The following is a 16,957-nucleotide window of genomic DNA, read 5'->3' as shown; positions in this document are numbered from 1 at the left end:
CGGGCTTGGGCGGGCGTATGTCGGGCTTAGGAGTGCGTACGAAGCGGGGCTTAGGAGTGCGTACGTAGCGGGCTTGGGCGGGCGTACGAAAAAGTCCCCCGAGCCGAAGCTCGGGGGACTTTTCCCGTCTGTGCGCCGCCAGGGACTCGAACCCCGGACCCGCTGATTAAGAGTCAGCTGCTCTAACCAACTGAGCTAGCGGCGCCTGCTGACGTCGTAGACATTAGCACCCTGATCGGCGGGAGGAAAAATCGATAACCGGGAGGCCCGCACGCACGCCCAGAACAGCACCTCCGGCCCCGGCAGCCAGGGGTGACGCACATCGGGGGCGACCACCCAACGGGGTCCCTTCTCGGGCCCGGGGGCCAGCGCGGGCACGGTCACCGCGTCGCCCGTCCCGTGACAGAGCAGCGGCGGTACGTCCTCGGCCCGGTGGTCCCACTCCAGGAGCGCGGGCAGCCGCTGGGCGGTGCCGGGCGTCGCGAACAGCAGCATCCGCCCGCGCTGACCGGCCACTGGCCCCGACCCCGGCCCCTCCGCCCAGAGCGCGTCGAGCATCCGGCGGCCGAAGACGGCGGGCACGTTCACCACGTCGAAGGCGGTCCCGCAGGGCAGCACGGCGGGCGCGGTGGGGCGCGCCTCCCAGGTGGAGAGCGTGCTGCGCGGATACGCGGAGGCGGAGACCAGCCAGGCGGCCCCGCAGGGGGTGACGCGGTCGAGCGCGGGGGCGGGGCTCGGTGCGGGGGACGGGGAGGGGGAATCGAGCGGGGAGCGCAGGGGTGTGGGGGCGTGGGTGGTCATGCCACAGGTCTACTGGGGGTGAGCAGTCCGTTTCCGAGAGTTGCCGGAAACCGGGACAGGGCGCCCAGGAGGGGAGTATCTTGCCGCCGCCGCATATGCCACCTGGCGCTGTCGGTGGCCTACTGGGTCGGTGGCCTACTGGGTCGGTGGCCTACTGGCCGGTGGCTCCGTCGCGCAGCAGCCCCCGGCCGAAGTCCACCATCTTCTTCGCGTAGTCCTCGGTCCACGCCGCCCGCTCCGCGATGTCTGCCGCCGTCAGCCGGTCGAACCTCTTCGGGTCCGCCAGCTGCGCCGCCGCGATGGCCTGGAACTCCACGGCCCGGTCCGTCGCCGCACGGAACGCGTGGGTCAGCTCGGTGGCCCGGGACAGCAGTTCCTTCGGGTCCGCGATGGACTCCAGGTCGAAGAAGTGCTCGGGATCGGCGGACGCCTCCGCGGGCTCGAAGAGCAGCGGTGCGGGGCGCAGCCGCCGCGCGTTCGGCTCGGTTTCCGCCATGTGCTTCCTCCCATTCGGGCCACCCAGGGGGCAGATGGCCACCCTCCATTGTCCGGGTGCGCGCAAGTAGGCCTCACGGGGCCCAGCGCACCCGGTGCTCGGACAGGTGTGCCAGCACCGAGTGATTCGCCTCCCAGCCGTCCGGGAACTTCACTGTCACGCCCAGCTGGACCGGTTCGGTCGAGGGGTGTTCGTCGAGCAGTTCCGCGACGCCCTCCCGGCACACCACGATGCACGCGTGCCGGTGGCGGGAGGCCAGTACACACAGGCGGCCCGTCTCCAGGTGGAAGGCGGTCGCGTCGGGGCGGCCCGACAGCGGGTGCAGGACCACCGTCACGTCGAACTCCCGCCCCTGGAGCCGGTTCGCGGTGTCCACCGCGACTCCGCTCACGCCGAGCGCGGCCAGCGCCGCCCGTACCGCCGCCGCCTGGTCGCGGTGTGCGGTGCCGACCGCGATGCGGTCCGCCGTGAGGGGGGCCGGGTCGGGGGAGCGTTCGCTGAGTGCCGCCCCGCCCCGGTCGAGCAGCCTCCGTACGACCTGGGCGAGCGCGCCCACCGCCTCCGGGTCGGTACGGGGCGTGTGCCGGGCGGGCAGCTCCAGCAGGCCCCAGCCCGAATGCGCCGCCTCGTCCACCACCCGGTCAGCGGCCGAGCCGTCGGAGGGGACGGCGAAGGTGAGGCGCCGGTCCTCCGGGCCCGTACCGCTGCGGAAGGGCGTGTACGGGTAGAACGCGTCCGAGACGAGCGGCGCGGCCGACGCCGGGAGCCGCCACGACACCGGCAGCCGGTGCTGCGGCAGCTCCGGATTGTGCGCGAGGAGCGTCGAGACGGCGCTCGCGGACGGGTCGTACGACAGCCCCGCCCACTGGTCGGCGCCGACGATCGAGAACGGGTCGAGCTGCCCCGGGTCGCCCACGAACAGTGCCCGCTCGAAGAGGCTCGCCACGGCGAGCAGCGCGTCCGACCGCATCTGGTACGCCTCGTCGACGATCGCGTGCCGCCACGGCTCGACGCCCTTGACGTGCGCCCACTTCGCGGCCGTCGAGATGACGATGTCGATCCCGGCGAGGTCCGCCGCCTTGGCGGACTTCTTCACGTGCGCGAGATCGTCGAGGGCCTTGTCGTGCGGGTCGGAGTCGGAGCTGTGCAGCCGGCCGACGGGAAGGTCGGGCTGCTTCTCGGCGAGCCGTACGACGAGGTCGTCCACCTGGGCGTTCGTCTGCGCGACGACCATCAACGGGCGCCCGGCGGCGGCCAGTTCGAGGGCCGCGCGCACGACGAGGGTGGACTTCCCGGCGCCCGGCGGGGAGTCCACGACCACGCCGCGGTGGGCGCTGTGGAGTGTGTCGTGGAGGATCGCGGTGGTGGCGCGGGTGGCCTCGGCGGCGGGGTCGAAGTCGGGGCCGGGGGCGGGGAAGTCGGGCTTCACGGGGGTCCTTCGGGGGCGGGCCGCTGTGCGCGGGGCGGGGCGTGGTGCGGGTTGGTGTGCGCGGGGCGGGGCGGTGGGTGGCTGGTGTTGCCTGCGGCGCTTGCCCCTCCCCGGCCCTCCCCGCTGTGACACTTTGCGGCTCCGGCGCGTGGTGCCGGCTGCGGGGCCGGGAAGGTGCACGGCTTGCGCCGGTGGGGGTGGGCGTCCCGGGCCGCGCCCGGTGCACGGCTGCGCCGCGCGTCCTCAAACGCCGGACGGGCCGGAAGGGTGTGGTTCGCCGTCCGTGGGCGGGGGACCTCCGTGGGTCCACGGGGTTTCCTCCGGGTCGGGGAGCTGGGGGCCGCCGCGCTGTTCGTGCTCGAACAGGGTCCAGCAGATGCGGTCGCCGACCTCCGGGACGGTCCCCGGCGCCGGCTCCTTGGAGCGGCCCATCGCGTTGACGACGCGCAGCACCAGCAGGCCCTCGCCCACCCGCTCCACGAACTCCGCGGTCTGCGGCTTCCCCTCCAGCGACCGGTACACCTTCACCCGCTCGTCGCCGCCGCCCAACTGCGGCAGATCCGTCGTCCGTACGGTCACCAGCGGCCGCGGGCTCGGCCGCTTCCCCTCGCTCCAGCTCATCTCGACACCGAGGACCTCGCTGGTGAACGCCTCGCCGGACAGCCGCCTGGCCGCCATGGCCAGCGGATCGTCCAACGCCTCCTGGGCGTCCAGCCGCGCCTGCTCCGTCTCCCGCGAGGCCAGCTTCTGGGCGGCGCCCACCGCGCTGTCAAGGCGCGGCTGCGGCGGCTCCCCGGCCCGTACGCGGTCCCGGTGGCCGGTGTACGACCAGCGGTCCCTGGTCCATCGCTCGCCCGCCCGCACCCCCTCGGGCAGGGCCCGCAACAGGTCCAGGGCCTGCCACACCGAGTCCCAGGTGGGCCGCAGCTGGGTGGCGAGCAGCTCGCGGATGCGGCGCTCGGCGGCCGAAAGCCCGCCGAGCTGGGCGTCCGCGCTCTCGCCGTCCTCGGCGGCGGCGAACTGCTGCCTGGCCAGGTCGTACGCGTCGATGGCCGGGGCGAGCAGCGCGTTGTCGAACGCGGGGTCGGTGGCAGGACCGGCGGGCGGGCACACCAGCTGCCCGTTCGCGTCCCGCCCCGCCTCGGCCCGCAGCGCGGCCGCCGCCCCGCCGCCCGACCCCTCCGGCGGGTCGATCCAGGCGAGCAGCGCGCCCAGGTGCTGGTCCTCCAGGCTGCTCTGCCCGGTGGCCCAGTGCCGGCCGAGCAGGTCGGTCGCGGAGAGGAGGAGGGACGAGCCGGGGACGCGGGCCCGCTCCCCGTAATGCGTCAGCCAGCGGCCGAGGAGGGGGATGTGCGGAGGGGCCGGATAGGGCGTGTCCGGATCCTGCTCGGCGGTACGGCGGAACCGCATCGACCGCCCGAGCAGCCGTACGTACTCGATGCCGGCCCGGCTCGGCACGATCAACTGCGGTGCGTCCCGGCAGAGTTCGACCTCCACCTTCACGCGCTTGCCGGTCTCGGGATCGGTCTCGCCCCGCTCGGCGGGCTCGGTGTCGTCGGCGTACGCGTCGATGTACGGCAGCACGGCGTCGGCCAGCTCGGCAAGGAACGCGAACCGGAGGTCGCGGTCGCGGGGCTGCGCGACGGCGAGCAGCCGCGGGGAGTCCCGGTCCGTCCCGACGAGGGCCCCGAGGGGCGCCCCGGCCTCACCGGCGGTGGTGAGAGGCACGACGACCATGGGCCGCTCGGCGAGGTGCCGGTGGCGGACGGTGGCGAGGGGCTGCGCGCGACCGCTGCGGGTGGCTTCCAGCCGGGCGAGGGTGCTGATCAGCGACATGGGATGTCGGGCTTGCCTTTCGGGGGAGTGGGGGCGGAGTCGGGGGCGTGCGGTCGCGAGGGGTTGTGCTCTGCGTGGGGGCCGCCCCCTTGCCCACCCGTCCCGCCCCCGGGGGGCGGCCCCGCTGCCCAAGGAGGCTGACGATAGGGGCGCGGGGCTGTGTTGATATGCGGCTCCGCCGCGTGGGCGCGATCAGCCACGACGCACCCGCGCGAGAACCACCACCGCCCCACCCCGCCCGGCAGCCTCACGCCCCGGCCCCCGCGGCAGCCCCCAGCGCCTCGGCGCGCAACGTCGCCGCCCTCCTCAGGGCGGCGACCGTGGGGTCCGTGGGGTCCCCCGAGAGCCCCTCCGCCGCATCGAGCACCGCCTCGACCGTCGTCAGCCCGCCCAGTTCCCCCCGTACGCTCCGCCCCAGCGCCTCCACCGCGCCCGCCCCGCGCGCCCGTTCCCGGCAGTGGAAAGCCAGTTCGCACGCGGCCAGGCACTCCGGTGCGTACGCCGCGTCCACCGTTTCGACCGCTGCGGCCAGTTCCTCCGCCGAGCACGACGACGGGTCGAACGTCGTCCCCTCCGGCAGCGCCGCCGCCAAGTCCTCGATGCGGCGCATCCGGGTCAACTGCCGCCTGGTGACCGACAGTTGCTTCCGTACGTCCAGCACCGCACCGGTCGGCAGGTTGGAGAAGTCCTTGGGGCAGACCAGCAGCACCCGGTGCCCGACCTCCGCGCCCGCCACCTTCGCCGCCACCCGCTCCAGCGCCAGCACGTACACCGCGGCCTGCCGGGCGGCGGCCCCCACCTTCGCCGCGTCGGCCGAACCGTCCAGCATCGGGAAGGACTTGATCTCCACGGCCGTCCAGTGGCCGTCCGGATGCACCACCACCGCGTCCGGCTCCAGGTACGCGGGCGTGCCCGCGACCTCCAGTGCCAGCATCGGGTGGTCGAGCAGCGTCCACGCCTTCGCCGCGGTCGCCTCGCGCAGCGCGAGCGCGGTGCGCGCCGTACGCCCCTCGGGGCCCGCCGCCGACACGTCCGGGGTCAGCGCCCCTGACGGATCCTCCACCCCCAGCAGCCGCAGCAGCTCCATCCCGCCGTCCGACTTCACCCGCGCCTCGAACGCATTGCCGCGCATGAACGCGAACTGCGACTGCCCGAAAGCGGCCGGCGACCCCAACGCCTGCGCAAGCACCGCCTTGTTCACCCCCGCCCCGTCCAGCAGCGTCCGCCGCTCGCACCCCGGGTTCGCCGCCAGCGCGGCCAGTGCGCGGGCGTCCAGCGGGTGCGGGGCGACCGCGGCGCCACGCAGCTCGGCAAGCCGCTGCCGTACCGGAACATGCGCCGGAGCAGCCGGTTCGCTGTGTACGGGCGGAGGTGTGGGTTCGGGTCCGCTGCCCAGGGTTGCGTTCACCCTCCGAAGTCTCGCATCCACCACTGACAACACCCCCGTACCGCCACCGAGCAAGACGGAGCAACACCCCCGCATCAGTTCCCGCACCCCGTGCGCGATGATGGAACGGGCCGGTCCCATTCCGGTCCATTTCGCTCAGCGTCCAGGGAGAGATCGACATGGCACCCCGCATCCTGCTGGCCAGGCACGGTCAGACGGAGTGGTCGCTGTCCGGCAAGCACACCGGCCGCACCGACATTCCGCTGCTCGACGAGGGCCGCCACGGCGCGAAGGTGCTGGGCGAGCGACTGCACCGCGCCCCGTGGAACGGCCTGCCGGACGTCACGGTCCGCACCAGCCCCCTGCTCCGCGCCCGCGAGACCTGCGACCTCGCCGGGTTCGGCGACCGCGCCCAGGACTGGGACGCCCTCATGGAGTGGGACTACGGCTCGTACGAGGGCCTCAAGCCGGACGAGATCCACGCGCGGCAGCCCGGCTGGATGATCTGGCGCAACGGCGCCCCGGAGGGCGAGACCCTCGCCGACGTCACCGCCCGCGTCGACGGGATCATCGAGTGGGTCCGCTCCGAGGACCGCGACGTGCTCGTCTTCGCACACGGCCACATCCTGCGCTCGCTGGGCGCCCGCTGGCTGGGCCTGGACATCGGCTTCGGCGCCCACATCCGGCTCGACCCGACCTCGCTGTCCGTACTCGGCTGGGCGTACGGCGAACCCGCCGTCGAGCGGTGGAACGACACCGGTCACCTGGAGCGGTAGGGCCCCTCAGAGGCCCCGCCGCACCGTGCTCGCGTGCCGCGTCAGGAACGCGCCGATGCTCGGGGAGCGCCGGTGCGGCAGCAGCGTCCTGATCGTCCCGGCCAGCAGCGCGCGTACCCGGGACGACTGGACCTGTTCCAGCAGGTCGAGCACCTTCTGGCCGACCGCCGCCGCCTCGTCGGGCACGCCCGCCCTGGCGAGGTCGTCGGCCAGTTCGGCGCTGTAGAGCGCGAGGTTGCGGGCGAAGTGCGGGTCCTGGAGGGTGGCAGCCCGGTGCGCGTACTGGGCCGCCCGCTGCCAGTCGCCCAGCGCCGACCAGCACTGCGCCTCAAGCCCCGCCAGTTCGGCGGGCCCGAAGAAGGTCATCCACTCCGGGTCGTTGGCGGAAGGCCCGCACTGGAAGAGCGACTTGGCCCGTACGAGCGCCTCGACGCAGCCCGTACGGTCGCCCAGCGCGGCCCAGCCGGCCGCCTCGCGCAGCGTCAGCAGCGACAGCAGCCGCATCGAGCCGAGCCCGGCCGCCGCCCGCTGCCCCGCCTGCGCCGCCCGCAGCGCCTCGCGGGGGCGGCCCGCGTCCCTGGCCAGGAACGCCGTGTTGCAGAACGCGTGGGCCTCAAGCCCCCCGTCCCCGGCGACCCGTGCGGTGGCCAGCGCCTCCGCGTAGTGCGAGCGGGCCTCCTCGAAGCGGCCCGAGTCGTGCGCCAACCAGCCCACCGACAGGGCCAGTTCACCGGCCGCCGAGTGCAGCCGGTCCGACACCCTGCGCCGGACCGTCCCCGCGTCGAGCAGGGCGTACGCGGTCCGCAGGGGCTTGCCCGCGTGCTGGTAGAGGGCGTCGGCGCCGTGCCGGTCGTCGAGCAGCCGGATCTTCCGCACCGCCTCCTCCACGGCGGCGGCCTCGCTCGCGCCCGGCCGCCCCGAGAAGGCGCCGGCGCCTCTGCCGACCGGGCCGGGGCCGTCCGGCGTACTCGCGAAGGCGGTCCCCAGGGACCCGAGTGTGGCCGCGGCCGCCACCGTGGTGGAACCGCTCGTCATGAACGCGCGACGCAGCACGTCGCTCTCCTCGTCAAGATGGGAAGGGTGTGGTCCGGGGAGGCCCGGAACGGACTGCGCGGGCCACTGCGCGGGCACGAGAACAGGTGCGAGCGCAGGCGCGGAGGCGGGCACGGAAGCAGGTACGGGAGCAGGCGTGGAAGCAGGCACGGAAGAAGCAGCCGCACCCGCACCCGCAGGCGCACTGAGGTGCGGCAGCAGCGCGTTCACGCCACCGCGCGCCCTGCGGCCGCGTACCGCCTCCCGCTCGGCGAACCCCAGATCGGTCAGCGTCAGACCGGGGAACATGTGCAGGAACACCCGCTCGTACGCATAGTTGGGGCAGCGGATCTCGCCCGCCTCCACCCGCCCGATGTACCGGGCGTCGCACGCCACCTGCTCGCCGATCTCGCGGGCCGCGCGGCGCACCGCCGCCGCGAACTCCCCCGGTGAGCGGTGTCCCCGCAGGGCCCGGAAGACGGGGTTGGGATCGGGGTGGGGATCGAACGGCCGGTGATTCGCTGGTGACGACGCCATGGCCGGGCCCTCTCTGGCGGATGGTGCGATGGTGCTGTGCCGGGGCGGATGCATTCACCCCGGACGGGGCATGAACGTACCGGCTGTCACTGGGTCGACACGCGGAGTTTGCCTACAAACCGGATATCTCATCCACGATCTGCCATGAACTGCCATCCTTTGCGGCGGCGAGCCGCCGTAGCGTTGACGCCGCTGCCGCGTTGACAGGGAACGGAGGGGGTGCGGCTCCCTCCCGAGCGAGGAGGTTCCCTTGTTGGAGGCCGGCATGGAGACCGTGGAAGCCGTTACGGAACCCGCATCGGTGCCCGCATCGGTGCCCGCAGGAGTCCCAGGAGCCTGCGGTGCGCCCGGCTCCGCACCACGTACGACCGCAACCGCTACCGCCGCTCCCGCGCCCCACGCGACGACCCCCGCGCCCCACGCGACGACCCCCGCGTCCCATGCGACCACCCAGTACTGGCCCACCTCCGAGTGCAGCGCCGCGCCCGGCCCCGAGCTGCTCGGCCCCGAACCCCTCGACCTGGTCACCGTCCCCGCCCGGCAGGGGCTGGAGGCCGTCGACATCCTGCGCCGCGCCTCCGCCGCCACGTGTCCTGGCGCGGCAGGGGCGGGCCTGTCCGCCGTCGGGCCCGTGCTGCACGACGGCCCGTGCGACACGGTCGGCTTCCTGGTGCCGCCCGGCACCGCCGACGGCTGGGACATGCCGGGCAGCGCCTGTACGCAGACCCTGGGACGCGGGGTCTCCTTCGACATCCCGGGGCAGGCGGCGGGGGGCGGTGCTGATGCGTCCAGAGGTGTGAACGGCGAGGACGGTGCTGACGGCGTGGACGGCGCCGCCGCCTCCGCGACCCCCTCGGCCTCCGCCCCGCTCCGCAGCTCTGCGTCCGTGTCGGAGCCCCCCGTCACCGGCACGGGCTGGCTGCTGCCGCCCACCGACGACACCGTCCCGGTCACCGATCCGGCGGCGCTGCGCAGGGCGCTCGGCGAGGCGGCCCGTCTGATCGAGGCGGCCGACCGCTGCCGCTGACGCACCGTGCCGGCGGGCGCCGGTACCCGCCGGTGCGCCGATGTCCGCCCGTACGCCGATACTGGCCGGGTGGCAAAGAAATCCCAGGCTGCGGCCTCGACGTCAGCGGCCCGATCCACCAGCGGCAGGCGGCGCGAGCGCACCGCTGCCGCCGAGGCCGTCGTCGAGAAGGTCGACGGCGGACTCGCCGAGCTGATACCCGACCGGGACCGTCCGCGCGGCTGGACCCTCCTCCTCGACGGCGCACCCCAGTCGCACGTCGACCTCGACGACCCCGCGCACCTCGACTTCGCGTACCAGCGCAGGCTCGGCCACATCGTCGACCTGATCGCCCCGGCCAAAGCGCCCCTCCAGGTCCTGCACCTCGGCGGCGGCGCGTTCACGATGGCGCGGTACGTCGCCGCCACCCGCCCCCGCTCCACCCAGCAGGTCGTCGAGATCGACACCCAGCTCGCCCAACTGGTGCGCAGGCAGCTGCCGTTGGACTCCAACGCCCGGATACGAGTGCGTGGTACGGACGCCCGTGAGGGCCTGGCCAAGCTCCCCGACGGCTGGGCGGACCTGATCATCGCGGACGTGTTCAGCGGAGCCCGTACGCCCGCGCACCTCACCAGCGCCGAATTCCTGACCGACGTACGGCGCGTCCTGAAGCCCGGCGGGTACTACGCCGCGAACCTCGCGGACGGGCCGCCGCTCGCGCACCTGCGGGGCCAGATCGCGACCGCGGCTGCGGTCTTCCCCAACCTGGCGCTCGCCGCCGATCCGGCCGTACTGCGCGGAAAGCGGTTCGGGAACGCGGTGCTGCTCGGCTCGGAACTGGCCCTTCCGGTCGCGGAGTGGACCCGGCGGGTGGCGACCGACCCGCATCCGGGGCGCGTCGAGCACGGGCGGGACCTGGCGGACTTCACCGGGGGAGCGGCGCCGGTCACGGACGCGAGCGCGCAGCCGTCACCGGTCCCACCGGCCGCCGTCTTCAAGTAGGACCCCAAGCCGTCTTCGAGCGGGGACCTCAAGCGGCCCCGAACGGTGTGCGGGGATCAGGACTTGATGATCTCGACCATCGGTGCGTGGTCGTGCCAGGTGCAGAAGACCGACAGCTTGGCCGCGCCCGCCGTGAACTCCACCCGGATCCAGGAGGGGTCCTTCCACACCTGCATCGCCCACCCCGAAGCGGGTGTCGCGGACACCAGGGTCGCCGAGTCCTTCCCCATCGAGAACACCACCCGGCCCGCCTCCGTGTTGACCGACTTCAGGGTGCTGGGCGGTTCGGGCGGCCGGGAGGGCTTACGGGGCCCGGTGGCGGGCGGCGCGGAGGAGGGGGCGCGGCGGCCGGGGGCGGGGGACGCGGGCTTCTTCGCCGACGGGGACTGCGACTGCGACGGCCGGTGCGTCGAGGAGGACTGCGGGCGGGACGCCTGTGCGGCGGCGCTGGGCTCCGGCGGCGAGCCGGGGATGGGCAGGGCGCGCGGCGGGTCGTACGCCGTGCCCGCCATCACGGTGTGGACGCCCCACCACGAGAAGGTGACCGCGGCGCCGGTGGCCAGCAGCCACGCCCCGGCATGTATGAGTCCTCGTCGCATCCGGGCCATCCTGCACCACGCGCACCACCGCTGTCCCCGGGGGATGGGTGTGCGCCGAATGGCGTACGGTGCCGTTCCATGGCAAGTGTGCTCGTGGTCGAGGACGACCAGTTCGTACGCTCCGCCCTCATCCGGCACCTGACCGAGGCCTCCCACACCGTGCGGAGCGTCGGGACGGCCCTGGAGGCGTTGCGCGAGGTCGCTCATTTCCGCTTCGACGTGGTCGTCCTGGACCTCGGTCTGCCCGATCTGGACGGGGCCGAAGCGCTCAAGATGCTGCGCGGAATCACCGACGTACCGGTGATCATCGCGACGGCGCGGGACGACGAGGCGGAGATCGTACGGCTGCTGAACGACGGCGCCGACGACTACCTGACGAAGCCCTTCTCGGTGGAGCACCTGTCGGCCCGGATGGCCGCCGTGCTGCGCAGGTCGCGTGCCTCGGCGGGGGCGGAGCCGCCGTCGCGGGTCATCAGGGTGGGCGGGCTCGCCATCGATCCGCTGCGCCGGCAGGCGGAGCTGGACGGAACCCGACTCGACCTCACGCGGCGCGAGTTCGACCTGCTGACCTTCCTCGCGGGGCGGCCCGGCGTCGTCGTGGCGCGCAAGGAACTCCTTGCCGAGGTCTGGCAGCAGAGCTATGGCGACGACCAGACTATTGATGTGCATCTGTCGTGGCTCCGCCGCAAATTGGGTGAAACCGCCGCCAACCCCCGCTATCTGCACACCCTTCGGGGTGTCGGAGTGAAGCTCGAACCCCCACTCTCCGAACCGCCCGGCCCCTTCGCATGAGGTGGGCCCTCGTCAAGGTGTGCCTGGCCGTCACGGCGATGGTCGTGGTGGCCTTCGCGGTGCCGCTCGGTCTGGTCATCCGGGAGATGGCCGGGGACCGGGCGTTCTCCGGTGCGGAACGCCAGGCGGCCTCCATCGGCCCCACCCTCTCCATCACCACCGACCGCGAACAGCTCGAACGCGCGCTGGCGATCACCGAACCCGGCAGCAAGGGCTGGATGGCGATCCACATCCCCGCCTCCGGTGAGCCCTCAGGCGCCGGGCAGGCGCAGGAGATCGGCATCCGCCGGGCATCGGTCGAGGACGTGGAGGCGACCCAGCGGATCGGCCGCGCGTACACGGCGAAGGCCCCCGGCGGCTCGGTCCTGCTCCAGCCGACGGCACTCGCGAGCGGCGACATCGCGATCGTCGAGGTCTTCGTCCCGGAGGAGGACGTCAGCAACGGAGTCGCGACGGCGTGGCTCGTCCTGGCGGGGGTCGGGCTCGCGCTGATCGTCGGCTCGGTCGCGGTCGCCGACCGTCTTGGCGTACGGATGGTCCAGCCGGCCCAGCGCCTGGCGGGCGCGGCCCAGGACCTGGGCGAGGGAAAGCTGGGCGCACGGGTCCCCGAGGAGGGCCCCACCGAACTCAAGTCCGCCGCCGTCGCCTTCAACTCGATGGCCGACCAGGTCGTCCAACTCCTCGCCAACGAACGGGAATTGGCCGCAGACCTCTCCCACCGCCTGCGCACCCCCCTCACGGTCCTGCGCCTCAACGCCGCCTCGCTCGGGGACGGCCCGGCCGCCGACCAGACACGGGCGGCCGTGGAACAGCTGGAGCGCGAGGTCGACACGATCATCCGCACGGCACGCGAACAACGCCCGCAGACCCAGCCCGTCCCGGGCCCCGGCGCCGGGTGCGACGCCTCAGAGGTCGTACGCGAACGCATGGAATTCTGGTCGGCACTGGCGGAGGACGAGGGCCGCGAGGTCCGCCTCGCGGGCGTCGACCGGCCGGTCCGGATACCGGTGGGCCGCGCCGAATTCGCAGCGGCCCTGGACGCCCTGCTCGGCAACGTCTTCCGCCACACCCCGGAGGGCACGCCCTTCTCCCTGGACGTGCACAACGGCGAGGACGCGGTGATCGTCCTGGTCTCCGACGCAGGCCCCGGCATCGCCGACCCGGAGGCAGCCCTCACCCGCGGCAACAGCGGCGAACACGCAGGCTCGACCGGCCTCGGCCTGGACATCGTCCGCCGAGTCGCGGAGTCGACGGGCGGCGACGTCCGCATCGGCCACTCGGTGCTGGGCGGCACGGAGATCCGCATCTGGCTGGCCCTGCACGGGGGGCGTACGACGCGGACGGGGAAGCGGGGGCACAGGGTGGTGCGCAGCCGGCGCTCCGCCTCGCGGAAGACGGCCGAACTGTAGGGAGGGGCGTGCTCCGTCCTCTCATCTCGTACAGCGCCGACGCCTGGGGCGTCTGCACGCACGGTCCGGGGCCGGGCAAGGCGACCTGGTGCGAGCTGGGGCGGGGTTTCGAGCGGGGGTATCGATTCGACGGATAGTGACTATGAGTAATGGAACGGTCTCCGCGTGCGCCAGTCGGACGCGCGGCTATTCTGGCCGCGAGCCGGGGGAAATCAATCCACGAGCGGAAGGCCGGGCAATGACCGCGCAGCACACGGAACATCCCCACGACGGGCCGGTCATTCCGATGCCTCCGCTCACCCTCCCCGCACTGCGACAGGCCGTCGCGACCGTCGCGCCGGGCCGCCTGACCGAGTTCTTCGAGGACATGCAGCAGGTCTTCGTGCAGGCGGGCGAAGAGGACAGCGTCCTGCCCATCCGGCTCTTCTACCTGCGGTGGGGGGCCGTGGTGGAGATCGAAAGGCACCCCGAGACCGCCCGGCGGCTGCATGCTGCCGAGCGCAATGTGGACAGCGAGGACCCCGATGTACGTGCGCGGGCGATCCTGGAGGCCGGGGACATCGTGCGCGCGGCACACCGCGAGGTGACGGCCGGTGGCTGACTGGCGCTGGGAGGGATTTCGGGGCGACCTCTTCGACGGCCTGTCCCCGGAGGCGCTGGCCGAGGTGACGCACCTGGCCGAGCAGATCGCCGTACGTGACTCCATGGTCTTTCTGGAGGGGGCTGCCTACACCGGTCCGGGCCCTGGCGTGCGGTACGAGAGTCGCGGCCGCCTCATGCTCGGTTACCTCACGGACGTGCGCTCGGAGCGGATCGTCGTCGTCCAGGTGACCTGGCTCTCGTAGCCCGCGCCCGCCCGAGCGCCTCAGCCCCCTCGCACCGTGAGGTGATGTGCTGCCGTGTCCTCCACCACCCTCTTGAACTGGCCCAAGTCGTAATTGGCCAGCGTCTTGTCCAGGTTGGTCAACGCCCCCAGGTACTCCACGAATCCGTGCGGCTCGTACTCGATCTGCAGCGCGACCCGGCTCGTCGTGTCGCTCAGCCGGTGGAAGGTGACCACGCCCGCGTGCTGTACGCCCGCCGTTGTCCTCCATGCGATGCGGTCCTCCGCCACCACCTCTGTCAATTCGGCCGTGAAGGACTTGTTCGCACCCGGCAACCTCAGCCACCAGGTGAAGGTGTGGGCGTCGATCGGGTCCACCCGCTCGACGTGCGACAGGAACCTGGGCCACTGCGTGGCATCGCTCCACAGTGCCCAGCTGTCCGCCACGGGGGCGTTGACGTCAATGGTCTCGACGATCGAAGACGACATGGTGCGGATCCTCCTTGCGGCCTCGCGCGGCCTTGCCCAGCGGATGACGTGTCCGCGAGTTGCTGTCATCGGCCGCCTACCCGAATACCCCTGCGCAATTACCTGGGCGTAATCCGAACGACCCGGGGCACACGTGGCTGTGTCGTACACGGGAAGTCCATGAACATCCATGTATACGGAGGGATTTCACATGTTGCGTCTCACGAGCGGTCTTCGTGTCGCTGCCATCGGTGTTGCCGGAGTACTTGCCTGTACGACTCTGAGCGGCTGCGGAAGCGACGCCGGAAGCAAGGACGACCACACGGCGGACAAGTCCCCGGCGGCGGGAGCGGCGAAGACGCCCGGGGCGGAGGGTGACGACGGCGCGGTGGCCGTGCGCAACGTGAACCAGAAGACCACCGAGGCGAAGACCGCCCGCATGGTGATCCGTACCCGGACCAGTGCCGACGGCAAGTCCGTCGCCGTGGACGGCGAGGGAGCCATCGACCTCGTCGGCGGCAACAGCACCATGAACCTGTCCGCCGAGGGCGAGAAGATGGAACAGCGCATCGTCGACCAGGTGCTGTACCAGAAGCTCCCGCCCAAGCAGCGCTCCGGCGTCCCCGGCAACAAGCCCTGGGTCAAGATCGACCTCAAGAAGGCCGCGCAGCAGCAGGGCGGCAACGCGCAGGCGGCCAACCCCGCCGACAACACCGCCTACCTCAAGGGCATCAACGACAAGGATGTCAAGAAGCTCGGCGAAGAGCAGGTGGGCGGGGACGACACCACCCGCTACCGGGTGACCGTCGAGGTCGCCAAGCTCGCCAACGGCGAGCAGCTCAAGAAGCAGATCGGCCCGACGATGCCCATGGACATCTGGCTCGACGAGGACGGCCGGCTGCGCCGCCAGCAGGTCGACATGACGCTCTCCGCCCCCCAGGGCACCGGCGCGGGCTCCAGCACTCCGAAGAAGGTCAAGGTCCGGACGGTCTTCGAGCTGTCCGACTTCGGCACGAAGGTCGACGCGAAGGCCCCGCCGGCCGCCGAGACCGCCGACATGACGGGCAAGACGGGCCAGGGGGCCAACACGAAGGCCTGACGAAGTGACGGTAGAGGTGGTACGGCGGTTCAGGCCGGAGGGCCGGGCAGTATGCCCGTCCGGGCCACCTCCGCGTACCACCTTCCGCTCGACTTCGGCGTCCGGACCTGCGTCGCGAAGTCCACATGCACCGCGCCGAAGCGCTTGCTGTAGCCGTAGGACCACTCGAAGTTGTCCATGAGGGACCACAGGAAGTACCCGCGCACGTCCGCTCCGACCTCCATCGCCCGCTGGACGGCGGTCAGATGGGCGTGCAGGTAGGCGATCCGTTCGGGGTCGTGGACCGTGCCGTCCGCGCCCGGTTTGTCGTCGTAGGCGGCGCCGTTCTCGGTGATGTAGAGAGGCACGCCCGGGGCCTCGCGCCCGTACCGCACCAGCAGTTCGTACAGCCCGGACGGGTCGACCGACCAGCCCATCTCCGTACGCTCGCCCGGCGGTTGGTGGAAGGCGACGGTGTCGGCGGCCGGCCAGGGGGAGTGGTTGCTGGCGCCGTGGCCGTCCGAGCGCGGGGCGGTGGTGTCCGGTGCGTGCGAGACGACCGCCGGGGTGTAGTAGTTGATGCCTAGCATGTCGAGGCGCTGGTGGGCGGTGGCCTCGTCGCCCGGCTCGACGAACGACCAGTCGGTGAGTGCGGCCGTGTCCGCCAACAGGTCGGCGGGGTAGGCGCCTTGGAGGAGCGGGCCGGTGAAGACCCGGTTGGCGAGCGCGTCGATGCGGCGGGCCGCGTCCGTGTCCTGTGGCGAAGGGGTCAGGGGACGTACGACGCTGGGGTTGAGACTGATGCCGATACGGGCCCTGGCCGGGAGGGCCGCGCGCAGCGCCTGTGTGCCGAGCCCGTGCGCGAGGTTCAGGTGATGGGCGGCGCGCAGCGCGGCCACCGGGTCGGTCCGGCCCGGGGCGTGCACCCCCGACCCGTACCCCAGAAAAGCGCTGCACCAGGGCTCGTTGAGGGTGGTCCACAGCTCGACGCGGTCGCCGAGCGCCTCCGCGACCAGCCCCGCGTACTCGGCGAACCGGTATGCCGTATCGCGGGCCGGCCAGCCGCCCGCGTCCTCCAACTCCTGGGGCAGGTCCCAGTGGTAGAGCGTGAGGGAGGGGGTGATGTTGCGGTCGAGGAGGTCGTCGGCCAGAGCGCGGTAGAAGTCCAGGCCGCGCTGTACGGCAGGCCCCCGGCCGGTCGGCTGGACGCGCGGCCAGGAGACGGAGAAGCGGTACGCGGTCAGGTTCAGGTCCGCCATCAGCGCCACGTCGGCGGCCCTGCGGTGGTAGTGGTCGCAGGCCACGTCCCCCGTGTCGCCGTTCTCGGTACGGCCGGGCGTGTGGCTGTAGGTGTCCCAGATGGACGGCGTACGACCGTCCTCGCGCACCGCGCCCTCGACCTGGTAGGCGGCGGTCGCGGAGCCCCACAGGAAGTCACTCGGAAAGCGGGCGGGCGGAAAGTTCGCCGAAGGCATGCGTCAACTCC

Annotated in this window: 17 protein-coding genes and 1 tRNA gene; 8 read left to right on the top strand and 10 right to left on the bottom strand. The window is 72.7% G+C overall.

Features of this window, described 5'->3' with window-relative positions; translation table 11 throughout:
• Nucleotides 1-131 precede the first annotated feature (131 nt).
• From AB0D18_RS02730 to AB0D18_RS02705, 6 genes are all read right to left on the bottom strand, one after another.
• Nucleotides 132-205, bottom strand: a tRNA-Lys gene (locus AB0D18_RS02730).
• Nucleotides 196-801, bottom strand: coding sequence for a bifunctional DNA primase/polymerase (locus AB0D18_RS02725; RefSeq protein WP_362411557.1), 606 nt, complete (start codon nt 799-801; stop codon nt 196-198). The genes AB0D18_RS02730 and AB0D18_RS02725 overlap by 10 nt, the downstream gene beginning before the upstream one ends.
• Nucleotides 802-952: 151 nt before the next feature.
• Nucleotides 953-1,297 (bottom strand): hypothetical protein, encoded by a 345-nt coding sequence (locus AB0D18_RS02720; protein ID WP_362411554.1) that lies wholly within the window; start codon nt 1,295-1,297, stop codon nt 953-955.
• A gap of 73 nt (nt 1,298-1,370) precedes the next feature.
• Nucleotides 1,371-2,726 carry an AAA domain-containing protein gene (locus tag AB0D18_RS02715; protein ID WP_362411551.1) on the bottom strand — a complete coding sequence of 452 codons (1,356 nt, stop codon included), beginning with the start codon at nt 2,724-2,726 and terminating at the stop codon, nt 1,371-1,373.
• A 243-nt stretch (nt 2,727-2,969) separates the two neighbouring features.
• Nucleotides 2,970-4,562 (bottom strand): hypothetical protein, encoded by a 1,593-nt coding sequence (locus AB0D18_RS02710; protein ID WP_362411548.1) that lies wholly within the window; start codon nt 4,560-4,562, stop codon nt 2,970-2,972.
• Nucleotides 4,563-4,809: 247 nt separating this feature from the next.
• Nucleotides 4,810-5,970 carry a hypothetical protein gene (locus AB0D18_RS02705; RefSeq protein ID WP_362411546.1) on the bottom strand — a complete coding sequence of 387 codons (1,161 nt, stop codon included), beginning with the start codon at nt 5,968-5,970 and terminating at the stop codon, nt 4,810-4,812.
• Between the two features lie 158 nt (nt 5,971-6,128).
• On the opposite strand from AB0D18_RS02705, the gene AB0D18_RS02700 reads away from it, so the two are divergent.
• Complete coding sequence (locus AB0D18_RS02700; protein ID WP_362411543.1) at nt 6,129-6,725, top strand: histidine phosphatase family protein; 597 nt, start codon at nt 6,129-6,131, stop codon at nt 6,723-6,725.
• Between the two features lie 6 nt (nt 6,726-6,731).
• Here AB0D18_RS02700 and AB0D18_RS02695 read toward each other — a convergent pair whose 3' ends face one another.
• Complete coding sequence (locus AB0D18_RS02695) at nt 6,732-8,294, bottom strand: hypothetical protein (RefSeq protein WP_362411540.1); 1,563 nt, start codon at nt 8,292-8,294, stop codon at nt 6,732-6,734.
• 562 nt (nt 8,295-8,856) lie between these two features.
• On the opposite strand from AB0D18_RS02695, the gene AB0D18_RS02690 reads away from it, so the two are divergent.
• Nucleotides 8,857-9,321: a hypothetical protein gene (locus tag AB0D18_RS02690; protein WP_362412133.1), complete on the top strand. Its 465-nt coding sequence runs from the start codon at nt 8,857-8,859 to the stop codon at nt 9,319-9,321.
• 69 nt (nt 9,322-9,390) lie between these two features.
• On the top strand, nt 9,391-10,302 hold the full coding sequence (locus tag AB0D18_RS02685; RefSeq protein WP_362411537.1) for a fused MFS/spermidine synthase: 912 nt from the start codon (nt 9,391-9,393) through the stop codon (nt 10,300-10,302).
• A 56-nt stretch (nt 10,303-10,358) separates the two neighbouring features.
• Here the strand turns inward: AB0D18_RS02685 and AB0D18_RS02680 are convergent, their stop codons facing one another.
• Nucleotides 10,359-10,901, bottom strand: coding sequence for a hypothetical protein (locus AB0D18_RS02680; protein WP_362411534.1), 543 nt, complete (start codon nt 10,899-10,901; stop codon nt 10,359-10,361).
• A 78-nt stretch (nt 10,902-10,979) separates the two neighbouring features.
• On the opposite strand from AB0D18_RS02680, the gene AB0D18_RS02675 reads away from it, so the two are divergent.
• The 4 genes from AB0D18_RS02675 to AB0D18_RS02660 all read left to right on the top strand — a co-directional run bounded on the left by AB0D18_RS02675 (nt 10,980) and on the right by AB0D18_RS02660 (nt 13,947).
• Nucleotides 10,980-11,693 (top strand): response regulator transcription factor, encoded by a 714-nt coding sequence (locus AB0D18_RS02675; RefSeq protein WP_362411531.1) that lies wholly within the window; start codon nt 10,980-10,982, stop codon nt 11,691-11,693.
• Nucleotides 11,690-13,102 carry a HAMP domain-containing sensor histidine kinase gene (locus AB0D18_RS02670; protein ID WP_362411528.1) on the top strand — a complete coding sequence of 471 codons (1,413 nt, stop codon included), beginning with the start codon at nt 11,690-11,692 and terminating at the stop codon, nt 13,100-13,102. Before AB0D18_RS02675 ends, AB0D18_RS02670 begins: the two co-directional genes overlap by 4 nt.
• Nucleotides 13,103-13,340: 238 nt before the next feature.
• Nucleotides 13,341-13,703, top strand: a complete 363-nt coding sequence (locus tag AB0D18_RS02665) for a hypothetical protein (RefSeq protein WP_362411525.1) — start codon at nt 13,341-13,343, stop codon at nt 13,701-13,703.
• The gene (locus AB0D18_RS02660) at nt 13,696-13,947 is read left to right on the top strand and encodes a hypothetical protein (protein WP_362411522.1); all 252 of its coding nucleotides are present in this window, start codon (nt 13,696-13,698) and stop codon (nt 13,945-13,947) included. The genes AB0D18_RS02665 and AB0D18_RS02660 overlap by 8 nt, the downstream gene beginning before the upstream one ends.
• A 20-nt stretch (nt 13,948-13,967) precedes the next feature.
• On the opposite strand, the gene AB0D18_RS02655 is transcribed toward AB0D18_RS02660, so the two are convergent.
• Nucleotides 13,968-14,414 carry an SRPBCC family protein gene (locus AB0D18_RS02655; protein WP_362411519.1) on the bottom strand — a complete coding sequence of 149 codons (447 nt, stop codon included), beginning with the start codon at nt 14,412-14,414 and terminating at the stop codon, nt 13,968-13,970.
• A gap of 190 nt (nt 14,415-14,604) precedes the next feature.
• Between AB0D18_RS02655 and AB0D18_RS02650 the strand changes: the two genes are divergently transcribed.
• Nucleotides 14,605-15,492, top strand: a complete 888-nt coding sequence (locus AB0D18_RS02650; RefSeq protein WP_362411516.1) for a hypothetical protein — start codon at nt 14,605-14,607, stop codon at nt 15,490-15,492.
• 29 nt (nt 15,493-15,521) lie between these two features.
• Here AB0D18_RS02650 and AB0D18_RS02645 read toward each other — a convergent pair whose 3' ends face one another.
• Nucleotides 15,522-16,946 carry a GH1 family beta-glucosidase gene (locus AB0D18_RS02645; protein ID WP_362411513.1) on the bottom strand — a complete coding sequence of 475 codons (1,425 nt, stop codon included), beginning with the start codon at nt 16,944-16,946 and terminating at the stop codon, nt 15,522-15,524.
• Nucleotides 16,947-16,957: the final 11 nt, after the last annotated feature.

Origin of the sequence: Streptomyces sp. NPDC048442 (assembly GCF_040651475.1) — a bacterium.
Lineage (GTDB): Bacteria > Actinomycetota > Actinomycetes > Streptomycetales > Streptomycetaceae > Streptomyces.
This window is presented reverse-complemented; position numbering and strand designations above follow the sequence as displayed.